The sequence below is a fragment of the Bradyrhizobium sp. 141 genome (assembly GCF_023074055.1).
Classification (GTDB): Bacteria; Pseudomonadota; Alphaproteobacteria; order Rhizobiales; family Xanthobacteraceae; genus Bradyrhizobium.
On record NZ_JADPKR010000103.1, the window covers coordinates 172,417 to 195,982 of the forward strand.

The following is a 23,566-nucleotide window of genomic DNA, read 5'->3' on the forward strand; positions in this document are numbered from 1 at the left end:
GCTCCTCATTCCGCCGGCTGAAGAGCGACGGGCATCTGGGCTTCCTGCTCGCCGACGCGAACGGTCATCCAGAGATTGTAGGCCATGATCAGCGCACCGATCAGGAACAGCCCGCCGCCGGCGGCGCGGATGATGTAGAAGGGATGCATCGCCTCGACGGTCTCGATGAAGGAATATTCGAGGAAGCCGAGCGAGGTGTAGGCGCGCCACATCAGGCCCTGGAGGATGCCGGACACCCACATCGCCGAGATGTAGAGGACGATGCCGAGGGTCGCGACCCAGAAGTGCCAGTTGACGAGCTTCAGGCTGTAGAGCTCCTTGCGATTCCACGCCCACGGCACCAGGCAGTAGAGCGCGCCGAAGGAGACGAAGCCGACCCAGCCGAGCGCGCCGGAATGCACGTGACCGATGGTCCAGTCGGTATAGTGGCTGAGCGAGTTGACCACCTTGATCGACATCATCGGGCCTTCGAAGGTCGACATGCCGTAGAAGGCGACGGAGACCACGAGCATGCGCAGCACGGGGTCGGTGCGCAGCTTGTCCCAGGCGCCGGACAGCGTCATCAGGCCGTTGATCATGCCGCCCCAGGAGGGCATCCACAGCATGATCGAGAAGGTCATGCCCAGCGTCTGCGTCCAGTCCGGCAGCGCCGTGTAGTGCAGATGGTGCGGGCCGGCCCAGATGTAGAGGAAGATCAGGGCCCAGAAGTGGATGATCGACAGCCGGTAGGAGTAGATCGGCCGCTCGGCGCGCTTCGGGATGAAGTAGTACATGATGGCGAGGAAGCCGGCGGTCAGGAAGAAGCCGACCGCGTTGTGGCCGTACCACCACTGGAACATGGCGTCCTGGATGCCGCCCCAGGCGACGTAGGACTTCGAGCCGAACACCGAGACGGGGAGCGCCGGGTTGTTGCCGAGATGCAGCACCGCGATCGTCACGATGAAGGCGAGATAGAACCAGTTCGCGACGAAGATGTGCGGCTCCTTGCGCTTGATGACGGTGGCAAGGAAGACGAGCAGATAGACAACCCAGACGATGGTCAGCCACAAATCGGCATACCATTCCGGCTCGGCATATTCCTTCGACTGGGTGACGCCGAGCAGATAGCCCGTGCCGGCGATCAGAATGAAGAAGTTGTAGCCCACCACGACGAACCAGGGCGCGAGGTCACCGGCGAGGCGCGCGCGGCAGGACTTCTGCACCACGTAGAACGAGGTCGCGATCAGCACGTTGCCGCCGAAGGCGAAGATCACGGCGGAGGTGTGCAGCGGCCGCAGGCGGCCGAAGCTGGTCCAGGGCAGGTCGAAGTTCAGCGCCGGCCAGGCCAGCTGCGAGGCGATGAGAAGGCCGACGAGGAAGCCGGCAATGCCCCAGAACATCGCCATGAAGGAGGAGAACTTGATCGGGCCCATGTTGTAGTTCGGGCGGCCGTTGATCTCCGCCGGCGGCAGCGCCGCCGGACGGTCGAGGTAGCGGTTGACGATGACGAACACCGCAGCCAGGCTCGCCGCCGCGCTGAGCGCGGCATGGAAGGCGAAGGGCGCATCGAGCGCCTTGGCCGAAGCGATCACGCAGAGGAAGGCGGTGACTGCGAACACGACAGCCAAGCCGCTTTCACCTGATGTCATGGATTTGGAAATGGAGGGCTGGCTCATGCGGATTCTCTCTGAAAGAACACGCCGCCAGAAACCACATTCACCCTCGCGGGGAATTGATTGAAATCAAGAGCGGCACTTAAGTTCTGGATCGGCTCATTCTTTGGGGATTGCCCCGTATTTCCGCGGAGCCGGCAGTTGATGTGCCCTCTCCCCTTGCGGGAGAGGGCAGCGCCGCCGGGATATACAAACTCACTTGGGTGAGGGGTGCAGCTCCGCGAGAGCAGAATCGTAGGGTGGGCAAAGGCGCGCTTGCGCCGTGCCCACCATCCATCCAACACCGCTGGCAGAAATGGTGGGCACGCTGCGCTTTGCCCACCCTACGACTCATAACATGAGGAAAAAGGAAGTCAGTCCCTTGCCGTCGCCTTGAGTGCCGCGATGACGTCCTCGCGGGCGATGATTCCGACCAGCTTCTGCGCGTTATCGAGCACGATGATGCTCCTGATGCGGTGCTCGACCATGATCTGGAGCACGCGCGTCAGGCGCGTGTCGGGACTGACATAGATGAATTCGGGCGTCATGACGTCGCCGACCTTGCGGCTCATCAGGTCGTGATAGCGGGGCAGCATCTGACTCGGGGTGAAAGCGAAGCACTTCAGGATGTCGAATTTGGTGACGATGCCGACCACCTGCCCGTCGTCCTCGACCGGATAGGAGTTGAAATCGTCGGTCTCGAACATCTCGCTGAGCTCGAGCAAGTCGCAGTCGCGCTGCACCGCCTTGACGTTGCGCGTCATGTAGCCGTCGACGGTCTGTTCAAGAAATCTGTACACGGCGCGTCCTCCTCGATTGTTTTCCGGCCAGCCGTCAATGCGACAGCAGCACGCTGCGGGCAGTCTGCGTGACCAGATACTGGGTGACGCCGCCCAAGATCAGTTCACGAAATCTCGAATGACCATAGGCGCCCGCTACGATCAGGCCGGCATCAACGTCGCCGGCGACTTTCTCCAGTTGCGCGGCGGCGGTTTCGCTCCGTGCGCCTTCGCAGATTCGCACCGTCGCGGTGACGCCGTGGCGGGCGAGCCAGGCGGCAACGTCGGTGACGCCGGCCATCACGACCGAACGATCGTCGTCGCGCTCCGGAATCGTGGCGACGGTGACGTCCCTCGCCTTGCGCAGCATCGGCAGCGCATCAGCCACCGCCCGCCGCGCCTCCGGCGTGTCCTTCCACGCCACCAGCACGCTACGCAGATCGAGCCAGTTGGCACGGTCGGGGACGACGAGAAGCGGGCGGCCGGCCTGCATCACCAGATCCTTGGGGCTTGCGAGCGCGAACGCGTCGGAGAAGGCCGGGCTCTGCCCGCCGCTGACCACGATGTCGGCGTAACGCGCCTGCGCCAGGGCGAATCGCGCCGGAAAGTCCATGGCGCTGCGCCACTCCGCATGTCCGCCACGATTCTTGGTAGCGGCACGGAATTGCGCCTCCAGGCCCGCCAGCCGCCGCTTGATCGAAGCTTCGCCCTCGTCGATCAGCGCTTGCGCCTCGGCGCCGTCGGTGAAATAGAGCGGCGGCGCAAACTGCGCCGCCGCGACCCCGACGATATCAGCCTCGAATCGTTCGGCCAGTTCACCGGCGACCTGAAGACGCGCCTCGTTGGACTGATCGAGCGCCAGGCTGACCATCACCGTCGCGTATGTCATCGGAATTCTCCAGTGCAAAGACTTCGGTGAAATTACGCCTGCCTCCGCACATGGAGATGAGATAGATCAAGGAGACCACCGGCCCCCGGCTTGCCGTCCATCGGCAAGCGACAGAACTTGCCTCCGGCCCGGCCTTGGGCGACATTAGGAAAGCGGTAACCGCGTCCGGAGCCGCCGCATCAGGATTAGGAGCATCACTTGTCGCCGACCCGCGTAACGCACTCGCAGGACGATGGTCGAGGCGAAAGTTTTCGCGTTCGGATCGAAGGATTTGGCGTCGGCACCTGGGATCTCGACCTCGCGACGCGGGAATTGGACTGGTCCGATACCGCCAGGGCTCTGCTCGGCGTCGAACGGGATCAGCCGGCGAGCTACGACCTCTTCCTGTCGCAGCTTCAACCCGCGGACAGAGAGCGGGTCGAGAGCGCGATCAAGCGCGTTTCCGAACGTGGCGGCAGCTTCGACGTCTCCTTCAGGGTCGCGAATGCCTCCGGCAGCGCACAGTGGATTCGCGCCCGGGCCGGACTCATTCGCGACGAATCCGGCGCCGCCCGTCATCTCAGCGGCATCTTTCTCGACATCGACGAGGAGAAGCAGGTCGAGGAGGCGCTGCGCACGCGCGAGAGTCACCTCCGCTCCATCCTCCACACCATTCCCGACGCCATGATCGTCATCGACGGCCACGGCATCATGCAGCTCTTCAGCACGGCGGCGGAACGCCTGTTCGGCTGGCCCGAGCACGAGGCGATCGGCCAGAACGTCAGCATCCTGATGCCGGAGCCCGATCGCACCCGCCACGACGGCTACATTGCCCGTTACCGCACCACGAGCGATCCGCACATCATCGGCATCGGCCGCATCGTGACCGGCAAGCGCCGCGACGGCACGACTTTTCCGATGCACCTGTCGATCGGCGAGATGGAATCCGGCGGCGAGCCCTATTTCACCGGCTTCGTCCGCGACCTCACCGAGCACCAGCAGACCCAGGCCCGGCTCCAGGAATTGCAATCCGAGCTCGTCCACGTCTCGCGGCTGACCGCCATGGGCGAAATGGCCTCCGCTCTCGCCCACGAGCTCAACCAGCCGCTGGCGGCGATCAGCAATTACATGAAGGGATCGCGGCGCCTCCTCGCCGGCAGCAGCGATCCCAACATGCCGAAGGTTGAAAGCGCGCTGGATCGCGCGGCGGAGCAGGCCTTGCGCGCCGGCCAGATCATCCGGCGCCTGCGCGACTTCGTCTCCCGCGGCGAATCGGAAAAGCGAGTCGAGAGCCTGTCCAAGCTGATTGAGGAGGCCGGCGCGCTCGGGCTCGCCGGCGCGCGCGAGCAGAACGTGCAGCTCCGCTTCAGCCTCGATCCCGACGCCGATCTCGTCCTTGCCGACCGCGTGCAGATCCAGCAGGTGCTGGTCAATCTGTTTCGCAACGCGCTCGAAGCAATGGCGCAGTCGCCGCGGCGCGAGCTCGTCGTCGCCAATACCCGCGTCGGCGACGACATGATCGAGGTGGAGGTCTCCGACACCGGCTCGGGCTTCCGGGACGACGTCATTCCAAACCTGTTCCAGACCTTCTTCACCACCAAGGACACCGGCATGGGCGTGGGGCTCTCCATCAGCCGCTCGATCATCGAGGCTCACGGCGGCCGCATGTGGGCCGAGAGCAACGCAGCGGGCGGAGCGACATTCCGCTTCACCTTGCCGGCAACCGACGAAAGCTGATTCATGACGACCAAGGGACATGTCTACGTCATCGACGACGACGCCGCGATGCGCGATTCGCTGAATTTTCTGCTGGATTCCGCCGGCTTCGGCGTCACGCTGTTCGACAACGCAGTCGCCTTTCTCGACGCCATGCCCGGCCTCGGCTTCGGCTGCGTCGTCTCGGACGTGCGCATGCCCGGCCTCGACGGGATCGAGCTGCTGAAGCGGATGAAGGCGCAGCAAAGCGCGTTCCCTATCCTGATCATGACAGGTCATGGCGACGTGCCGCTCGCCGTCGAGGCGATGAAGCTCGGGGCGGTCGATTTCCTGGAAAAGCCGTTTGACGACGACCGTCTCACCGCCATGATCGAGTCGGCGATCCGCCAGGCCGAGCCCGCCGCCAAGAGCGAGGCCGTCGCGCAGGACATCGCCGCCCGCGTCGCGTCCTTGAGTCCCAGGGAGCGCCAAGTCATGGAAGGGCTGATCGCGGGACTGTCCAACAAGCTGATCGCCCGCGAATACGACATCAGCCCGCGCACCATCGAGGTCTACCGGGCCAATGTCATGACCAAGATGCAGGCGGGCAGCCTCTCGGAACTGGTCCGGCTGGCGATGCGCGCCGGCATGCTCAACGATTGAGGCAAGTCAATCCCCCGTCCCGGCACTGTGCTAGCCTAAGCAGCATGATCGAGGTCGGTTCACATCATGAGCGGCCGTCGTCCTCAGCGCTCCGCACCGTCTATGTGGTCGATGATGACGCCGCCGTCCTGGGGTCCCTGCGGTTCCTGCTGGAGACCGACGGCTTCGCCGTGCGAACCTTCAGGAGCGCCACGGCGCTGCTTAATCTCAGCGGCGCGCCTGGACCGGACTGCTACGTCATCGACTACAAGATGCCAGGCATCAACGGCATCGAGCTCGCCGGCCACTTGCGCGAATCCGACCGCGACGCGCCTGTGATCCTGATCACCGGCTATCCCGACGAGAACATCTCGGCCCGGGCTGCGACGGCGGGCATCAAAGACGTGGTTTTGAAGCCGCTTCTCGACGAAAACCTGGTCAAGTGCATCCGCCATGCCATCCAGGACCGTCCCCGCGCCTGACCTACGGGATTCTACGTAGGTAATCGTCCTTAAGATATCGCTCGAAATTTCCGGATTGCACGATCCCGCGTAGCAATGCTCCATCACAACGGAGATGGCGCAGATGCTGACCCAGACGCTCAACACCCAGGCGATCAACACCCAGATCGTCGGCAAGATTGCTCCCGCCCATCCCGTTACCGACCAGTTCGGCGCCATCACGGGCCATGTCGGCCTCGTCGCCACGGAGTTCTCCTACCGCAAGGACGAGGAGATCTATGGCGAGGACGAGCCGGCCGAATATGTCTACCAGGTCGTGTCAGGCGCAGTGAGCAGCTACAAGCTCTTGTCGGACGGCCGCCGCCAGATCGGTGCCTTCCATCTTCCCGGCGACGTGTTCGGCCTCGAATCCGGCCCCGCTCACCGCCTTGCTGCCGAAGCCATCATCGACACCACCGTGCGTCTCGTGAAGCGCGCGAGCCTCGAGAAGGCTGCAGGCACCGACGTCCAGGTCGCCCGCAAGCTCTGGGCGATGACCGCCTCCGAGCTTCGCCACGCCGAGGACCACATGCTGCTGCTGGGCCGCAAGACCGCGATGGAGCGCGTTGCGACCTTCCTGCTCGAAATGGACCGCCGCCTCGCCGTTGCCGGCATGATGGCGCTGCCGATGTGCCGCCGCGACATCGGCGACTATCTCGGTCTCACGCTCGAAACCGTGTCGCGCGCACTGTCGCAGCTTCACGCCCAGGGCATTCTCGGTTTCTCCGGCGCCCGCCAGATCGTGCTGCGCAACCGTCAGCGCCTGCAGCATCTCGACGCCTGATTTTTGCGACGTCCTCCCCACCCACTGGCCGGTTGAATTCGTTCAGCCGGCCATTTCTTTCGTGGCGACCAGACCCGTGCGCCGTGTCTCCGGCATCACGAAGAGAATCAGCAACAGCCCCGTCGCGGCAACGCCGGACAGCCCGATGAAGGCGGTGGCATTGCCGAACTTGTCGCTGACATAGCCTCCGAGCGCCGTGCTCAGTGACGCGCCGATGCCGATGGCGGTGCCGACGATGCCCTGCGCCAGGTTGAAATGGCCGCTGCCGAAAGCGACGTCGGCCACGATCAGCGGAATCATCACCGCGAACACCGCCGCGGTGATGCCGTCGAACACCTGCACTGCTACCAGCAGGTACGGGTCGCGCACGGTCGCAAACAGCAGGCCGCGAATCATCAGCGCGCCGAATCCGATCAGAAGCAACGGCCGCCGGCCCCAGAGCTGCGCCTTGCGGCCGACCGTCGGCGACAGCAGCGCCACGATCGCCTGCGGAACGACGATGCAAAATGCGACGAGGACCGTTGCCCATTGGCTGGACCGCGCCGTCACAGCACTTGCCATCAGCGGCATCATCGCAGCGTTCGCGAGCTGCAACAGCAGCACGCTGAGGGCGAAGACAATGAGCGGACGCTGCCGGATCAGATGCCAGAGATTGGTGTCGCCACGGTCGGCGGCTTCAGGCGGCATCTCGCCGTGACAACGCCTGATATCGACCTCATGCTCGCGGATGCGCGAGAGTGCGATCAGGGTCGGAATTGCGAGCAGGAAGGTGACCAGGAATACCGAGCGGCTCGACAAGAGATAGCCCGCGGTGCCCATCACCGCCGCTGCGACGCCGTTGCCAAGCGAGGCAAAGCGCGCATTGCGGCCGAGCCGTTCGCCGATCGCGAGCGGACCGACCAGGCCAAGGCTGATCGCCGCAATTGCCGGCCCCAGCACGCAGCTCGCCGCCGCGTGCAAGGTGGCCGCGGCCACCACGACGGGGAAGATCGGCATTGCCGCATAGGCCAGCGCGCAAGCGCCGATCGTCGCGATCGCCAGGCCGGCGACCAGCCGCTCCGATTTCGCGGCATCGATGATCGCCCCGCCCGGCATCTGCCCGATCAACGCGACGATCCCGCCGATCGACAGCACGAGGCCGATCTCGACCTGCGTCCATTTCTGGGTGGTCAGATAGACCGCGATGAAGGGACCGAATCCGGTCTGGACGTCGGCGAGGAAGAAGATGAACCAGTCGAGGCCGCGCAGGCTCTGGCGCGACGGCGCCGGAATGCCAACGGCCGATGGCACGGCGACGTCGTCCTGTTCAACGCGGCCATCGCGATCTGCTTGGTTCGGCTTCCTCGACAACAGCACAGCCGGTCAGCCCTCCCCGCACCTCACTGGATCACTTGCAGCGGTTGAAGGCTGCCGGACGCGCCAAGCACCACGATCGGCGTGTCTTCCTTGTATTCCGGCGCGGCCGCGACCTGCGCCTTGGTCAATTCCAGCGTGATGCTGTCCTTCTTGTTGGCGATCTTGCCGAAGCGCAGTGCGTTCCAGTCCACCACGATCTTGCGACTGCCGACGCCGAGAAATCCGCCGAAATCGATAGCCGCGGCGCGGACATGGCCGCCGCGATCGACGATGACATCGACGATGCGGCCCATATCCTCACCGGCAGCACTGCGCACGTCGCGGCCGAGCACGCCGTGAGCCTCGCTCGCGCCGATGATGGTCACCGACGGCGGCGGGGCGGCGTCCTTCGGCGTGACGGGCACGGTCGAAGCCGGCGGCTGGGTCGCCGGCGCATTCGCCTCACTCGGGTCCGTGGGCGGCTCGTCCGCGGCACGCGAGGTGGCGACCGCCAGGTTCGCGACGATAGCTATGGCAAGAATCAATACTCCGATCGCACGCATGACGCCCTCCTTGCGCGCCGCTAGCGCGCCAGCACGATCGAGACCTGGATCTGGCCGCGCGTGCGCAACACCTCCAGCGCCACGTCGTCGCCGTGGCGGCTGACGCGAAGATCGACGCTGGACTCGCCCAGGCGCAGATCGCGCAGGATCACCTCGTGGAGGAACGTCGGCAGATGCGGGTTGCGCAGGCGAATTTCGCCGCGCGCCACGTCGAACTCGAGGCCGAGGGCCGCTTCCAGCAATGTGAACGGCGTCGCGCTGGCCCAGGCCTGCGGCGCGCAGGCGACCGGATAGAGCGTCGGGCCGCGCCGCTTTTCGCGCCGGAAGCCGCAGAACAATTCGGGCAACCGGCGCAGGTCCATGTAGGTCGCCGCGTCGAACAATCCCTTGAAGACATGCGCCACCGAGTGCTTGAGGCCGTAGCGAGCAAGCCCGAGCGCGATCAGCGCGTTGTCATGCGGCCAGATCGACCCGTCATGATAGGACATCGGGTTGTAGCGCACCTCGCCTTGCGCGACGGTGCGGATGCCCCAGCCCGAGAAGAAATGCGGCTGCATCAGATCGGCTGCGACGAGACGGGCGCGGTCCTCGCGGATCATGCCGCTGAACAGGACCTGACCGGCGTTCGAGGTCCGCACCTTGCACGGCCGCTTCTTGCCATCGAGGGCGAGCGCATAGGTGCCGAGCTCCTCGCACCAGAACGCCGTCTCGAAGCGCTCGGCCAGCGCCCTGGCCTCGGCCTCGAGCTTACGCGCACGGTCCGGCTTGCCGAGCCGCAAGGCGCAACGCGCGGCGAGCTGCTTGGCGGCGTAGACGTAGCCCTGGACTTCGGCGAGTGCGATATTGCCTTCCGCGAGCTGCCCGTCGGCGTGGAAGATCGCGTCATACGAATCCTTCCAGCCCTGGTTGGCCAGCCCCTTTTCGGTCGCGCGCTGGTATTCGACGAAGCCGTCCTGGTCGGGATCGCCGGGACCGTCGATCCAGGCCAGCCCCGCCTCGATTGCCGGCCATAGCTCGATCAACGTGGCCTCGTCCCCGGTGCGTTCGAAATAGCTTCCGGCGAGCAGGATGAACAGCGCGGTCGAATCGACGCTGCCGTAATATTGTGAGAACGGCACCTCGCCCAACGCCGCCATCTCGCCGCCGCGCATCTCGTGCAGGATCTTGCCGGGCGCGGCATCGGCGAGCGGATCTATCGCCTTGGCCTGAAAATGCGCAAGCCGGCGCAGCACGCCCTTGGCGACGCGCGGATCGACCCACAGCATCTGGAGCGCGGTGATCAGGCCGTCGCGACCGAACGTCGTCGAGTACCAGGGAATGCCGGCATAGGGATAACGCCCCTGCGGCGTCTCCGTCATCAGCATGTTGAGGTCGGCCATGGCCTGACACAGCACCTCGTTGAAGATGTTGTTGGAGGTCTCGATGCTGGCGGCGCCCATCGTGGACTGGCGCATCTCGCGGCGATGGGCGAGCAAGCCCCTGAAGAAGCGCGCAGGCTTCTCCGCGATCGGCCGGTTGCAGGACACGGCCACAAACAGCGATTCCGATTCATGCGGATCCAGTTCGATCTGCCAGGTCGCGGCATTCACCGACAGCCGCGTCGGACGCGGGTCGAAATGCAGCCCCGTGGTACGTTCGGTGTCATCGAGACCGCGATATTCGAACAGCACGTCGGTCGGCCCGAGCAATTTGCTCGTGCCGGTCCCGCGGCGCGGGCGACGCTCGCCGCGGACCTCGAACAGATCGGCGAAATCGTTGTCGAACAGCAGCGTCAGCTCGAAGCTGGCGCGTGCGTCACCGTGGTTCTGCACGCCGATGCGCTGATAGGCGGTGCCGCGCCACAGGAAGATCGTGCGCACGATGTGCAGCAGGTCCTTCTGAAACACCAGGCGGCCCTGACGGTAGATGTCCGGATTGGTCAGATCGACGGTCAGCGCCGAATTGTCGTCGCGCAGGTTGGAGCCGAGCAGCAGCGGCTGGAGATCGTCGAGCACGAGCTCCAGCCGCGCCAGATAGCGCGTGTCATAGTGAAACAGTCCGTCCGGCCCGCCGGCGGAGGCGCCGATGTCGCCATGGCTGTCGAGCACGATGAACATGTCGTCGTGCTTGAGGGACCGCCGCGGTCGTGCTGCGGGCCCGGTCATCGGGATGTAGAACGTCTGCTCCGCGACGGCGTCCACCGTCTGCGATACGGAGATGATCTGGGTTACGGCTTCGGCTGCCATGAGCTGCTCCCCTGCGCATTGTTTCGAAACGCAACCAACGCGAGCGCGACTGTTGGATTTACGCGGCGAACTTCGCGAGCCGGCTCATCTCCTGCGTCACCAATTCCCGATAGGGGCCGTGGCCTTGCATCAGGCGGTCCGGCGCGCCGTCCTCGATGATCTTACCATTCTTCAGCACCACCACGCGGTCGAAATTGCGTAGCGTCGCGAGGCGATGCGCGATCGCGATCACCGTGCGGCCCCGCATCAGCCGCGACAACGCCTCGCGGATCGCCTCTTCCGACTCGCTGTCGAGCGCCGCGGTCGCCTCGTCCAGCAGCAGGATCGGTGCGTCCTTCAGGAAGGCGCGCGCGATCGCGATGCGCTGACGCTGGCCGCCCGACATCTTGACGCCGCGGTCGCCGACCATGGTGTCGAGACCATCCGGCATGCTCTCGACGAAATCGCAGCGCGCGGCGATCGCGGCGCGCAGCACCTCGTCGTCGGTCGCGTTCGGGCGGCCGTAGCGGATGTTCTCGCGGATCGACCGGTGGAACAAGGAGATGTCCTGCGGCACGACGGAGATCGCCTCGCGCAGGCTCAGCTGCGTGACCTTCGAGATGTCCTGCCCGTCGATCGTGATACTGCCCTCGTCGGTATCGTAGAAGCGCTGCAGCAGCGTGAACAGCGTCGATTTGCCGCCGCCGGACTGGCCGACCAGGCCGACGCGCTGGCCGGGCTGCAAACGAAGGCTGAACCGCTCGAAAATCTTCTCGCCGCCGGGATAGCCGAAGGTAACATTGTTGTACGCGATCGCCGCGCCGCTCTTCACCAGCGGCTCCGCTTCGGGGTGATCGCGCAGATCGTGCGGCACCAGCAGCGTCGCGATCGCCTCGGTCAGCCGCGCGACGTGCTGGGTGACGTCGACCAGCGCCACCGCGAGATCGCGCGTTGCGCTCAAGATGGAGATACCAAGCGTACAGACCAGCACGACGTCACCGGTCGTCGCTTCGCCCTTCTGCCAGAGCGTGACTGCCCAGGCCATCAGCGCGATCGTCAAAAGCACGGTCACAGCGGCATGCAACAACCGCAGCTTTTCCAGATAACGCAAGCTGCGGCTGCGCGCGGTCAGCTCCCGGTTCACGGTCGCGTCGAACCGCTCGTGCTCGTGGCCGATGCCGCAGAAGGCCCGCACCAGCGGCATGTTGCTGATGACGTCGATCATCTCGCCGTCGACCACGGCGGCCTTGTCGGCGAAGTCGTCATGCAGCGGCTTGCCCGCGGCGGCGAGACGGAACATCGCAACCACCATGCCGCCGGCGATCACGATCAGGCCAAGCGCCATGTAAGGGCTGACGGTTCCAATCAAGGCGATTGCCGCAATTGTGGCAATGCAGGGCGGCAACACATTCCAGACGAACATGTTCTCGACCGTGAACACCGCGTTCGACGTCGCCGTGATGCGGCTCGTCAGCATGCCGGGCATCCGGTCGGAGAAGTAGCTCGGCGCGTGCCCGGTGAGATGACGAAATATGTCACGGCGTAAATCACCCGTGACACGAACGAAGGTGAAGCTCGCCGTCCAGCTCGCGATCCGCCACAGGAAGTTGTCGGCGGCGATCAGCGACATGAGTAAAATGAATGCCAGCCATACGTTCCCGCCGTGTGATGGTCCCGCGGACAGGCTGTCGACCAGCGACTTGACGCCGTACTGCGTGCCCACGGAGCAGGCAACGGCTGCCACGACGGCAGTCAGGATCACCAGATGCGCCGCAAGCCGACGCCGGAGATAGCGCAAGACAAAGGCAAATGGCCTGCGTGCGTATCCAGAAAGCTGATCCATATGGCTATCGCCCCGTTATGCTGATTTTCGTTTTGTTACTGATCGACTGAACATCGACCTCTTCGCCTCGGTTCCCGAGCCGGGCGATCACGACATGCGGATGCGGACGATCTGAGAAGATGTAGTGGCAGCATCGAGACGGCCCGCGGACGTGTCGAATATGTAACGTTCGCAGGAAGGAACTTCGCAAGTGCGGGAACGTTCCCTTGTCTGGCATGCCGGTGCCGTACTGGCGGGGGTTTCAACTTCATGATCGCAGAGGAGATGGTGAGATGCGCATCGCGCAGGTAGCTCCGTTGACGGAGGCTGTTCCACCCAAGCTGTATGGCGGCACCGAGCGGGTGGTGCATTGGTTGACGGAAGAGTTGGTGGCCCTTGGGCACGACGTGACTTTGTTCGCCAGCGGCGACTCGCGGACATCAGGCAAGCTGGACGCGCTGTGGCCCCGGGCGCTCCGTCTCGACGGTTCCGTGCGCGACCCCAATGCGCTGCACATGGTGCTGCTGGAGCGCGTGCGGCAGAAATGTGACGACGAGGAGTTCGACTTCCTCCACTTCCATCTCGACTATTATCCCTGGTCGTTGTTCCACCGGCAGCCGACGCCGTTCCTGACGACGCTGCACGGCCGGCTCGACCTGCCGGAGCATCAGCCGGTCTTCAACACCTTCTCCAAGATGCCGGTCATCTCGATCTCCAATGCGCAGCGACGGCCGGTGCCGCAGGCGAATTGGGTGACCACGATTCATCACGGCCTTCCGGAGAACCTGCTGACGCCGAAGCCGGCGAAACAGGAATATCTCGCCGTTCTCGGCCGCATCGCGCCCGAGAAGGGCGTCGACCGCGCCATCAAGATCGCGACCCACTGCGGCATTCCGCTGAAGATCGCAGCCAAGGTCGATCGTGCCGATCAGGATTACTACGACGAGCTGATCCGGCCGATGATCGAGAACAATCCGCTGGTGGAGTTCATCGGCGAGATCAGCGATCATGAGAAGTCGGATTTCCTGAGTGGCGCGCTCGGACTTCTGCTGCCGATCGACTGGCCGGAGCCGTTCGGCCTCGTGATGATCGAGGCCATGGCGTGCGGAACGCCGGTCGTCGCCTTCAACCGCGGCTCGGTGCCGGAGATCATCGACGAAGGCCTCACCGGCTTCATCGTCGAGGACGTCATCAGTGCCGCGGGGGTGGTGAACCGCCTTCCGCAACTCGATCGCGCCGCGATCCGCAAGCAGTTCGAGACGCGCTTCACGGCGCGGCGCATGGCGCTGGACTATCTCGCGGCCTACCGCAGCCTCGCCGAGGAGCAGGCGCCGCGGATCAAGCTGGTGAGCAGCGCGGAGTAGCGGCAACTCTCGTGTCCCGGACGCGCTGCAACGCTCTTGGCGTTGCGGCGCAGAGCCGGGACCCACGCCGCCGGCTGTACTCTCGGAAACATGGGCCCCGGCTCAGCAGCGCACCGCTGAAGAAGCGCTGCGCTGCGTCCGGGGCACGCGCCCCCCTACCTCACCACCGCCCGCTTCGGCTCCACGATCTCGAACATTCGCGGAAACTCGTCCATCAGGCCCATCAGCTCGGCGAGCTTCATCGGGTTGCCCGCGAGCTTAACCTTGCCGGCCGCGACGGCTTCCGGAAAGCTCGTCAGCTTGGCGATCACCTCGTCGAGCGTGGAGCGCGCCAGCGTGAAGCTGGCATCGGCGCCTTCTGCCTGCACGCCCTCGGAGTAAGTGAGCGCGCAGTTCTCCAGGTTGAGCACGAAGGTCTCGCCGGTGTCGGAAAAGCTCCAATTCAAGACGATGTGCTTGCCTTCCGCCTTGGGGCCGTTGAGGCGAATACCCAGCACATCCCAGAGCTGGGAAGTGCGCAGCGCGGCCAGCGTCTCGCGCGGCATTGGCGGGCGCGCCGGCACCTTCGGCATGCCCAGGCGCAATTCCTGCGCGCCGAACAGATAGGCGTTGCGCCAGGTCGCGCTTTCGGCCGCGTAGCCGAGCTGCTCCAGCGTGTCGGCAAGCAGACCGCGCGCCGCCGCATTGTCAGGCTCGGCGAAGACGAGATGGCCGAGCACTTGAGCCACGAAACGAAATTCCCCCTTGTCGAAATCGCGGCGCGCCCGTACGAGGATCGCATCCGCTCCGCCCATATATTCGACGTACTTCTTGCCTGACTCCACCGGCGGCAGCGGATCGAGATTGACCGGATTGGCGTCGTACCAGCCGAGATATTTCTGGTAGATCGCCTTCACATTGTGCCGGATGTGGCCGTAATAGCCGCGGCCGTGCCAGGCACCTTCCAGGCTCTTCGGCAGCTGGATCGTCTCGGCGATCTCGGCTGCGGTGAGGCCGTGGTTCATCAGGCGGATGGTCTGGTCATGCGCGAATTTGTAGAGGTCGCGCTGCTGCCGGATCATCGTGCCGATGCGCTCAGCTCCCCACACCGGCCAGTGATGCTGACCGCACATCGCCTCCGCCTTGCCGTCCCAGAGCTGCAGGGCCTCGTTCAGATATTTCGACCAGGCCAGCGCGTCGCGCACATCGGCGCCGCGGAACGGCAGCAGATTGTGGAAATTGTGCGTGCAGTTCTCGGCAAGGTTCAACAGCTTGTAGCGCGGGATGAAGAAGTGCATCTCCGCCGGCGCTTCACTGTTCGGGGCCATCTGGAATTCGAATTCGACGCCGTCGATGACGCGCGTGTCCCCGGTCGCCATGATCAAGTCGGTCGGCCGCAGCAGCGCGACGGAGCCGGCCGCCATCGACTTGCCGAGCCCGCAATCGACCTGCCCTCGCGCGCCCTTGGCGAGCAGCGGCCCGAACTGGTACTGCGCCCGGCGCAGCATCGCCGGTCCCGCAATGATGTTCTCGGAGACGGCGTGCTCCATGAACAGGTTCGGCGCGATGATGGGCACGCTGGCATTGGCGAGCACGTCCTCCTCCAGCACGCCGCGCGCGCCGCCCCAATGGTCGGTATGGGTGTGCGTGAAGATGACGGCCGCAACCGGCTTCGAACCTCGATGCCTGAAATAGAGATCGAGCGCGGCGCGGGCGCCCTCGATCGAGGTCAGGGTGTCGACGACGATGACGCCGCGCTCGCCCTCGATCAGCGTCATGTTGGCGATGTCGAGCCCGCGCACCTGGTAGACGCCGGGCACGACCTCGAACAGGCCGTGCTGCATGTTGAGCCGTGACTGCCGCCACAGGCTCGGATTGACCGTGGGCGGCGCCTCTTTAGTGGACAGGAATCCGTAAGGCGCGAGGCTCCAAACCGTCCGCCCTTGCGGGCTCGTGATCGCTGCATTCTCGATCGTGCCGAGAAAGCCGCGCGCGGCATCGTCGAAATCCCGCGTGTCGGAAAACGGCAGCGCATTCAGCATCGCCTGCTGCTGAGCGATGACGGACGGAGAGGCGTCTTTCGGCTCGCTGCTGCGCTCTGTCATGTTTCTCCTCCCCGCCTGTCGCGCAGCATCTAACCGCATCTTGCGGTCGATTGCTATCGGCGACGGAGGAGTGCAGTTGTCCCTTCCCTTCTCCCCTTGCGGGAGAAGGTGGCGCGAAGCGCCGGATGAGGTATGTCTCCGCGATTCAATGAGAGTTGAGCGAGCGGAGAGAGACCCCTCACCCGGCTTCGCTTCGCGAAGCCACCCTCTCCCGCAAGGGGAGAGGGTGCACTATTCGTGCGGCTTACTGCCTACATCCCCAGCAGCCGCGGCAGCCACAGCGACAGACCGGGCCAATACGTCACCACTACGAGGAATCCCAACATGGTGAGAAGCCATGGCCACACCGCGACCGTGAGCTCGGTGATCCCCATCTTGGCGATGCCTGAAGCGACGTAGAGGTTGAGGCCGACAGGCGGATGGCACAGGCCGACCTCCATGTTGACCGTCATCAGGATCCCGAAATGGATGGGATCGATGCCGAGCTTGACCGCGACCGGAAACAGGATCGGGGCCATGATCAGGATGATCGAGGACGGCTCCATCACGTTGCCCGCCACCAGCAGCAGCAGGTTGACGAGCAGCAGGAAGCCGATCCACCCCAGGCCCTGGTCGATCATCCATTGCGCGAGCGCTTGCGGCACGTTCTCGTAGGTCATCAGGAACGAGAACAGCACGGCGTTGGTGATGATGTAGAGCAGCATCGCCGAGAGATTCGCCGATGACAGCAGCACCCGTGGGACGTCCCGCAGCTTCAGATCCTTGTAGATGAACACCGCGACGATGAAGGCGTAGACCGCGCTGACGGCGGCAGCTTCGGTCGGCGTGAACAGGCCGCTGTAGATTCCGCCGATCACGATCACGATCAGCAGGATGCCCCAGATCGACTTGCGGAAAGCGTCGAGGCGCTCGAGGAAGGTGGCCTTGCGCATCCGCGGATAGTCGTTGCGCCAGGCCCGATAAAACGTCGTCATGCCGAGCAGCGTGGCGAGCGCAAGCCCCGGCACGATGCCGGCGATGAACAGCTTGCCCACCGAGGTGTTGGTGGAGACGGCATAGAGAACCATCGGGATCGACGGCGGGATGAGAATTCCGAGCGAGCCCGACGTCGTGATCACGCCCGCGCCGAACCGCTTGGGAAACCCTTGCGCCACCATCGCGGGCAGGATCACCGAGCCGATCGCCACCACGGTTGCCGGCGAGGAGCCGGAGATCGCGGCAAACAACGCGCACGCGACCACCCCCGACAGCGCGAGACCGCCGTACCAATGGCCGACCAGCGAGGTTGCGAAGGTGATCATCCGCCGCGCCACCCCGCCATGGGTCAGGAAGTTGCCGGCGAGGATGAAGAACGGGATCGCCATGATCTCGAAATTCTCGATGCCGGTGAACAGCTTCAGCGCCACCGATTCCGTTCGCACGTCGGTCAGCGTGAACATGAAGCTCAGCACGGTGAGACCAAGCGCGATCGAGATCGGCATGCCCGTCAGCATCAACGAGAGCAGCAGCGCGAACACGATGGCGACGCGCAGGCCCTGCGGCAAGGTGATGACGTGGCCCGCATGCGCGAAGCATATTGCGACGATCAACACCGGCAGCAACATCAGGATCCAGCCGAGCGGGCTGCGCTCGTCCCGGACCACTTGGGTCGGCGTGACCGGGGCCGGATGCACCGGGTCCACGTCGACGCCTTCGACGCCAGCCATGTCGTGATGCGGCAGCTCGCCGGTGCGATGGAACGACCAGGCGACCTGCAGGAAGCGGAAGCACATCAAGCCGGATCCGAGCGGGATGGTGAGATACACCATCCACATCGGCGCTTCCAGATCGTTGGACTGCTGGCCGGTCTGCCACATCTGGCCGACGAAGGCGGCGCCGAAATAGGCGACGATGGCGGTGAACAGCGCGCCGCACAGAAGGCCGAAAGTGATGACGCGGCGGCGCGATCCGCCCGGAAGAATATTGACGAGCACGTCGACGCCGACATGGATGCCGGTCCGCACGCCGTAAGCGGCGCCGAACTTCGCCATCCAGATGAACATGTAGATGCAGAGCTCCTGCGCCCAGGACAGGTCGAGGGCGGCAAGCCAGACGAATGCCGCGCGGGCCGGGACGGCCAGGAAAGCCAGGTTGCGGGCTTCCGCCCATTTGGCGATGTCGATCGACAGCCCGGCGCCGTAACGGTGCAGCACGGCGACGAAGATGAGCGACGTCGCAGCCGCGATCATCGTCGCGATCAGCCATTCCTCGAGATGATCGAGAAAACGATTCAGCACACGCAGCAACTTGGTCCCCCCAGCATTGGCTCGTCCGTTCGGATGCGAAACGGCCGGGAGTGCGATCACCCCCGACCGTTACTATTGTCCTTATTAGCCCGGCCGTCAGTTCATCTTGACGTCGAGTTCCTTGGCGATGAGATCGAGCACTTCCTGCCCGACCCGGCCCTTCGCCCATTTGTAGGTCGGCTGCATCGCCTCCTGCCACGCCTTGCGATCGGCGTCGGTGAGGTAATGCAGACTGGTCTTGCCGGTCTTCTTGATCTCGGCCAGCGCGTCCTCGTTCTCCTGGCGTGCGATCGAGTTGGTGTAGTCGGTCGCCTCCGCCATCGCCTTGTCGAGCTGGGTACGGATATCGGGCGGCAGGCCCGACCAGAACTTTGAATTGACGATGACGGCATATTGCAGATGCGCATGATAGGACACGGTGATGTCCTTCTGCACCTCGTAGAACTTCTGCGTCAAATAGTTCGATGCGGTGTTCTCGCAGCCGTCGACCACGCCGGTCTGCAGCGCCTGGTAGACTTCGGAGAACGCCATGATCTGCGGGATCGTGCCGACCAGGCGGAAATACTGGTCGGCGACCTTGGATCCCGAGATGCGGAACTTGAGGCCCTGGAAATCCGTAGGTTTCATCAGCGGACGATTCGAGGAGACCATGTGGAAGCCGTTGTCCCAGTAAGCGAGCCCGGTGATGCCCTTGGCCTCGAGCTTCTGGAACAGCCACTTGCCGATCGTGCCCTTGATCGCGTTGGCATAGGTCTGGTCGTCCTTGAACAGCCAGGGCAGATCGAGCGCTTCGAACTCCTTGATACCGAGCGGCGCGAATTTCGCGGTCGAAGGGGCAAGCATGTGCACCGAGCCGAGCTGCAGCGCCTCGATCTCCTCCTTGTCCTTGTACAGCGTGGAGTTCGGATAGACTTCGACCTTGACCTTGCCGTCGGTGTACTTCTCGGCGAGCTCCTTGAACTTCAGCGCGCCCTTCCCCTTCGGGGTGTCGTTGGCGACGACGTGGCTGAACTTGATGACGATCGGGGTTTGGGCTTGCGCAACGACAGGGGCCAGAACGAGCGCGGCCGCCGCGACCGCGAGAAGCAGTTTGCGCATGAAGACCTCCCCAACAACCTCGAAAACCGGGTTCTTCTTGTTTTGCAGGTCAGTAGTGGCAGCAATCCGCAAGCCGAACAACTAGACCTAAGCCCAATTTGCCGCAGCCAAGCTAGCTTGACGAGTGCGGTCTACGCAACCCGGCCCCCGCGCCCGTTCAAGGGAAAGAGCGCTTATGTCGCATTGCGGCAGTGCATCAGCCCTTGCGCTGGGCCACCATGAAGAGACGGCGGAACGGGAACAGGGTCTGCCCCGCCCCGTTCTTCGGATAGGCCTTCGCAAGGCGCGCGCCATAGGCGGCTTCGAACGCGATCTTCTCGTCGCCTGCGAGCACGTCGAGATAGCGCGTCAGCCAGGTCCCCTTGGTCCATTCCCTGACGGGGTTCTCGCCTTCGAGCACTTGCAGATATTCGGTCTCCCAGATGTCGATGTTGGCCGACATCGGCGTGAGAAGATCGTGGTAGAAGGCCGGCCCCTCGACCGGCGGCGGCGTGACGAGATGCTCGACCTTGGACCGCCACGGACCATCGAGCGCGGTCTCGCCGATCAGCACATGCGAGGGCGCGGTAAAATTGCGCGGCATCTGCACGGCAAGCGTGCCGCCAGGCGTCACCTTCTCCATCACCGCCGGAAACAGTGCCGCATGATCGGGCAGCCAGTGCAGTGCGGCATTGGAATAAATCAGGTCGTATTGCCTGGCGGGGCGCCAATGGCCGAGGTCTTCGTGCGACCATTCCACATCGGGCGCGGCCTTGCGCCCGGCCGCAACCATCTCGGCCGAACCCTCGACGCCGGTCACGCTTGCATCCGCCCAGCGCTCTTTGATCAATTTTGTCACGTTGCCGGCGCCCGCCCCGAGATCGGCGATTGCCCGCGGAGCAAAATCCGGAATCCGCATCAAGAGGTCGACGGCGGGCCGCAGCCGGTGGCCGGAGAATTTCAGGTATTGCTGCGGATCCCAGACCATCGCCCGACGCCTTTTCTTTTTGATGTTTCCTTCGCCAAGGGGCTTGGTTACCACTGCTCGTCCCCGTCGAGCAAATCACCCCGACCGGGACAGGGCCGGAAAACGAGCAGCAACAAGCAAAAGCAAATAAGAGAGCGTGTGACCATGGACCTCGGGCTCAAAGCGAAAACCGCTGTTGTCACGGGAGCGAGCATTGGCATCGGCCGCGCCATCGCCAAGGGCCTCGCCGCCGAAGGCGTGCGCGTGGTCGGCGTGGCGCGGCGTACCGATCTGCTTGCCGAGCTGGTGAAGGAGGAAGGCTCCGGTCTGATCACGCCGTTCGAGCAGGACGTGATGGCCAAGGACGCGGCGGAGAGGATCGCGGCCTTTGCGCTGAAAGAGCTCGGCCATGTCGACATCCTCATCAACAATGCCGGCGGCAGCCGGCCGCTGCCGGTCGATGCGCCCGACAGCAAATGGGACGAGGCGATCGCGCTGAATTTCACCAGCTACCGCCGCATCGCGCATGTGCTGCTGCCGCAGATGATCGAGCGCAAATGGGGCCGCATCGTCAACATCACCGGCAAGTCCGAGCCGGAAGGGCTGAATGCTGCGTTCGCCGCGAAGGCCGCCGTGCACGCCTGGGCCAAGGGCCTGTCGCGCGAGATCGGTGAGCACGGCATCACCATCAACTGCATCCCGCCCGGCCGCATCATGAGCGAGCAGATCCGCCGCAACTACGCGCCCGATTATCGCGAGCGCTTTGCCGAGGAAGAGATCCCGGTCGGCTATTGGGGCGAGCCGGAAGATCTCGCCGCACTCGCAGTGTTTCTGGCCTCACCGGTGGCGCGGTACATCACGGGCACGGTGATCCCGGTGGATGGGGGGTTGAGGCGCCATCAGTTCTAGCAATTCACGGGATGCGTGCGGGTATCGCAAGGCGTGAGTGTTGCGGTCGGCCTTTTCGACAGCATCCAAGGTGAACCATGATGGGTATTCGCAAGTGCTCTCCCCCATCCTACAGGCTGAATTGCCAGAGCCCTGAATGGGCAAAGATCTAAATAGTATGATGTATGCAAGAGCCTGCTTTGCGAGAACAGCGGCAAGCGCCCCGCATTTCTCCGCGCTTGATCTCGACTGATGCCTCTGTTTGGATAGTTTCGTTGGGGCAGTTCGTATTTCGGAACATCATGGTTGATGAAATAGATGGATATCGTCGTTCGTTGGGTGCGCGTTCACGAGAAGGCGTCGTGACCGTTCACCGCACGGGAATCGGCAATCGGCTACTGGCGGCATTGCCGCCTGCGGATCTCGGCTTGCTCACGCCGTATTTCCAGAAAGTCTCGTTCGAAACCGACGCCGTCCTGGTGCGATCGGGCGATGAGCTCGACCCGGTTTATTTTCCTCACAGCGGCGCAATCGCCTTCATGCTCGATATGCCGGATGGGCAATCGGTCGCAACCACCCTGATGGGACGGGAAGGCGCTTTGGCCTCGTTTTCCGTGCTCGGCCCGTCGCTTTCATCCGTGACCGCGATTGCTCGCGTGACCGGCACGGCGTCGATGATTTCCGCCGCCAAATTCAGGGCTGCCTATGCGCAAAGTACAGCCATCAGGAATGTCGTGCAGGTCCACGCCCGCGCCCTGTTATTGCAGCTCCAGCACGTAGCCGCTTGCAACGCGCTGCACCGGGTGGATGGCCGCATGGCACGCTGGCTCCTGCAGCTTCACGACCGCGTTCCCAACGACCTCCTTCCGGTGACGCAGGAGGCGCTTGCGCAACTGCTTGGGGTGCGGCGAACGACAGTGACTCTGACGATGAGCAAGCTACGCAAGGCCGGCGCCGTCCCGTCCGACCGGCGGGGGTTTATAGAGATCGATCGGGCACGGCTCGAGAGGGTCGCATGCGATTGTTATGCGCTCATGCAGCACAACATCGACCGGATGTATTGCCAGGAATTGTCGGAACCGCAGCCTGCCGATCGGCCATTCCGGCAAAGCGTCATCGGCGCCTCCGAGGGAGCGGACGGTGAATCCAGATGCGCTTCGCGGGCCGGAAAATAGAGAGCAGAGCCTGCAATCGCGATGACAGTGCTCGACTGCACCCAGTCGACGAATGGCGGAGGTTCGCCCCGCCTCCAGTCGCGGCCGTCAACGAGGCGCGATCTGATTTAGGTCGTGGATTCCCATCCGCTGCTCCAGTTGGGTAAGCGGGCCGTCATTTTCCCGAATCCGCACGGTGATCCCGGTGGATGGGGCTGAGGAGGTATCAGTTCTAGGGCGGCCTCCTGAATCCACCGCCCGCGAGCGCACGCGATGATGTCCAGCCTCTCCGCCCGACCTCACGGTTTGACGTAGCTCCAGCCCTGCTCCTGCAGCTCCATGACCCGGACGACGCCGGATTTGACAATCGTGGCCTGCGGAATCAGGCTTATGTCCTTGTTCTCCGCCTTACGCATGTTTTCCTGCGTGTTGCCGCAAGCCTTAAAGGAGATTTCGGGATGGCTCATCGCGAGCACCTCGATGCGCGGCTTTACCGGCGAGGTGTCATCGCGCAGCATGTGAAGGCCGGGACCAAAGGTGACGACCTCGATCGACACCGGTTCACCGAGATCGCGATAGTATTGCGCGACGTTGCTCGCATTGTTGAGTGTGAGGTTCATCATCGCAGGTTCGTTGGAATTAACCTGGAGCACCAGCCGGTGCGGCTTTTTCGCGCTCTCGGTTTTTGTAGCCTGAGCCATCTTCGTGTTGTTCGGAGGATCCTGCTTGATCGCGTGATTCTGCCGCGGCTTGCTCACCTGCTTCTGTCCACCCGGATGCTTCGGGTTGCTCGCCTGGCTCTTCTCGCGCGCCTGCGGGATCCACTGGTTGTCCTGCTGCGCCTGCGCGCCTGGTCCGACCAGAAGCAACATCGTCAAGCCGCTGATGACTGCGATCGCCCATTTTGGATTGATCATCTCGTGT

Annotated in this window: 19 protein-coding genes and 1 pseudogene; 7 read left to right on the top strand and 13 right to left on the bottom strand. The window is 64.0% G+C overall.

Annotated elements, in window-relative coordinates; all coding sequences use genetic code 11:
- Positions 1-5: 5 nt before the first annotated feature.
- The 3 genes from ccoN to IVA81_RS32215 form a co-directional block, all read right to left on the bottom strand.
- Positions 6-1,655 carry a cytochrome-c oxidase, cbb3-type subunit I gene (gene ccoN, locus IVA81_RS32205; RefSeq protein WP_247325516.1) on the bottom strand — a complete coding sequence of 550 codons (1,650 nt, stop codon included), beginning with the start codon at positions 1,653-1,655 and terminating at the stop codon, positions 6-8.
- 350 nt (positions 1,656-2,005) lie between these two features.
- The gene (locus IVA81_RS32210) at positions 2,006-2,431 is read right to left on the bottom strand and encodes a CBS domain-containing protein (RefSeq protein ID WP_247325518.1); all 426 of its coding nucleotides are present in this window, start codon (positions 2,429-2,431) and stop codon (positions 2,006-2,008) included.
- 34 nt (positions 2,432-2,465) lie between these two features.
- Positions 2,466-3,299: a universal stress protein gene (locus IVA81_RS32215; RefSeq protein WP_247325519.1), complete on the bottom strand. Its 834-nt coding sequence runs from the start codon at positions 3,297-3,299 to the stop codon at positions 2,466-2,468.
- A gap of 198 nt (positions 3,300-3,497) precedes the next feature.
- Between IVA81_RS32215 and fixL the strand changes: the two genes are divergently transcribed.
- From fixL to IVA81_RS32235, 4 genes are all read left to right on the top strand, one after another.
- On the top strand, positions 3,498-5,015 hold the full coding sequence (gene fixL, locus IVA81_RS32220; protein WP_247325521.1) for a sensor protein FixL: 1,518 nt from the start codon (positions 3,498-3,500) through the stop codon (positions 5,013-5,015).
- 3 nt (positions 5,016-5,018) lie between these two features.
- Entirely contained in the window at positions 5,019-5,636 is a 618-nt protein-coding gene (gene fixJ, locus IVA81_RS32225; protein WP_247325522.1) for a response regulator FixJ, read from the top strand.
- A gap of 44 nt (positions 5,637-5,680) precedes the next feature.
- Positions 5,681-6,097 (top strand): response regulator, encoded by a 417-nt coding sequence (locus tag IVA81_RS32230; protein ID WP_247325531.1) that lies wholly within the window; start codon positions 5,681-5,683, stop codon positions 6,095-6,097.
- A 103-nt stretch (positions 6,098-6,200) separates the two neighbouring features.
- Positions 6,201-6,899, top strand: coding sequence for a helix-turn-helix domain-containing protein (locus IVA81_RS32235; RefSeq protein ID WP_247325534.1), 699 nt, complete (start codon positions 6,201-6,203; stop codon positions 6,897-6,899).
- Between the two features lie 42 nt (positions 6,900-6,941).
- Here the strand turns inward: IVA81_RS32235 and IVA81_RS32240 are convergent, their stop codons facing one another.
- Genes IVA81_RS32240 through IVA81_RS32255 form a run of 4 tightly spaced genes read right to left on the bottom strand, consistent with a single transcriptional unit; the run spans position 6,942 to position 12,844 of the window.
- On the bottom strand, positions 6,942-8,255 hold the full coding sequence (locus IVA81_RS32240; protein ID WP_247325539.1) for an MFS transporter: 1,314 nt from the start codon (positions 8,253-8,255) through the stop codon (positions 6,942-6,944).
- 23 nt (positions 8,256-8,278) lie between these two features.
- The gene (locus IVA81_RS32245) at positions 8,279-8,797 is read right to left on the bottom strand and encodes a PRC-barrel domain-containing protein (protein ID WP_247325543.1); all 519 of its coding nucleotides are present in this window, start codon (positions 8,795-8,797) and stop codon (positions 8,279-8,281) included.
- Positions 8,798-8,817: 20 nt separating this feature from the next.
- The gene (locus IVA81_RS32250; protein WP_247325547.1) at positions 8,818-11,022 is read right to left on the bottom strand and encodes an amylo-alpha-1,6-glucosidase; all 2,205 of its coding nucleotides are present in this window, start codon (positions 11,020-11,022) and stop codon (positions 8,818-8,820) included.
- Positions 11,023-11,080: 58 nt separating this feature from the next.
- Positions 11,081-12,844, bottom strand: coding sequence for an ABC transporter ATP-binding protein (locus IVA81_RS32255; protein WP_247325551.1), 1,764 nt, complete (start codon positions 12,842-12,844; stop codon positions 11,081-11,083).
- Positions 12,845-13,116: 272 nt separating this feature from the next.
- Between IVA81_RS32255 and IVA81_RS32260 the strand changes: the two genes are divergently transcribed.
- Positions 13,117-14,187: a glycosyltransferase family 4 protein gene (locus IVA81_RS32260; protein ID WP_247325568.1), complete on the top strand. Its 1,071-nt coding sequence runs from the start codon at positions 13,117-13,119 to the stop codon at positions 14,185-14,187.
- Positions 14,188-14,342: 155 nt separating this feature from the next.
- On the opposite strand, the gene IVA81_RS32265 is transcribed toward IVA81_RS32260, so the two are convergent.
- The 5 genes and pseudogenes from IVA81_RS32265 to IVA81_RS32285 form a co-directional block, all read right to left on the bottom strand.
- On the bottom strand, positions 14,343-16,271 hold the full coding sequence (locus tag IVA81_RS32265; RefSeq protein WP_247325572.1) for an alkyl sulfatase dimerization domain-containing protein: 1,929 nt from the start codon (positions 16,269-16,271) through the stop codon (positions 14,343-14,345).
- 251 nt (positions 16,272-16,522) lie between these two features.
- Positions 16,523-17,803 (bottom strand): TRAP transporter large permease subunit, encoded by a 1,281-nt coding sequence (locus IVA81_RS40755; protein WP_247326062.1) that lies wholly within the window; start codon positions 17,801-17,803, stop codon positions 16,523-16,525.
- 219 nt (positions 17,804-18,022) lie between these two features.
- Positions 18,023-18,499 (bottom strand): annotated as a pseudogene (locus IVA81_RS40760) (TRAP transporter small permease); the annotation flags it as partial.
- A 153-nt stretch (positions 18,500-18,652) separates the two neighbouring features.
- The gene (locus tag IVA81_RS32280; protein WP_247325584.1) at positions 18,653-19,654 is read right to left on the bottom strand and encodes a DctP family TRAP transporter solute-binding subunit; all 1,002 of its coding nucleotides are present in this window, start codon (positions 19,652-19,654) and stop codon (positions 18,653-18,655) included.
- A gap of 196 nt (positions 19,655-19,850) precedes the next feature.
- A complete protein-coding gene (locus IVA81_RS32285) occupies positions 19,851-20,621 on the bottom strand; it encodes a methyltransferase domain-containing protein (RefSeq protein WP_247325586.1) in 771 nt (256 codons plus the stop codon).
- A 144-nt stretch (positions 20,622-20,765) separates the two neighbouring features.
- Here IVA81_RS32285 and IVA81_RS32290 point away from each other — a divergent pair, with 144 nt between their 5' ends.
- Positions 20,766-21,509, top strand: coding sequence for an SDR family oxidoreductase (locus tag IVA81_RS32290; RefSeq protein ID WP_247326064.1), 744 nt, complete (start codon positions 20,766-20,768; stop codon positions 21,507-21,509).
- A gap of 341 nt (positions 21,510-21,850) precedes the next feature.
- Positions 21,851-22,663, top strand: a complete 813-nt coding sequence (locus IVA81_RS32295) for a Crp/Fnr family transcriptional regulator (RefSeq protein ID WP_247326067.1) — start codon at positions 21,851-21,853, stop codon at positions 22,661-22,663.
- 278 nt (positions 22,664-22,941) lie between these two features.
- Here the strand turns inward: IVA81_RS32295 and IVA81_RS32300 are convergent, their stop codons facing one another.
- Positions 22,942-23,559: a hypothetical protein gene (locus IVA81_RS32300; RefSeq protein ID WP_247325589.1), complete on the bottom strand. Its 618-nt coding sequence runs from the start codon at positions 23,557-23,559 to the stop codon at positions 22,942-22,944.
- Between the last annotated feature and the right edge of the window lie 7 nt (positions 23,560-23,566).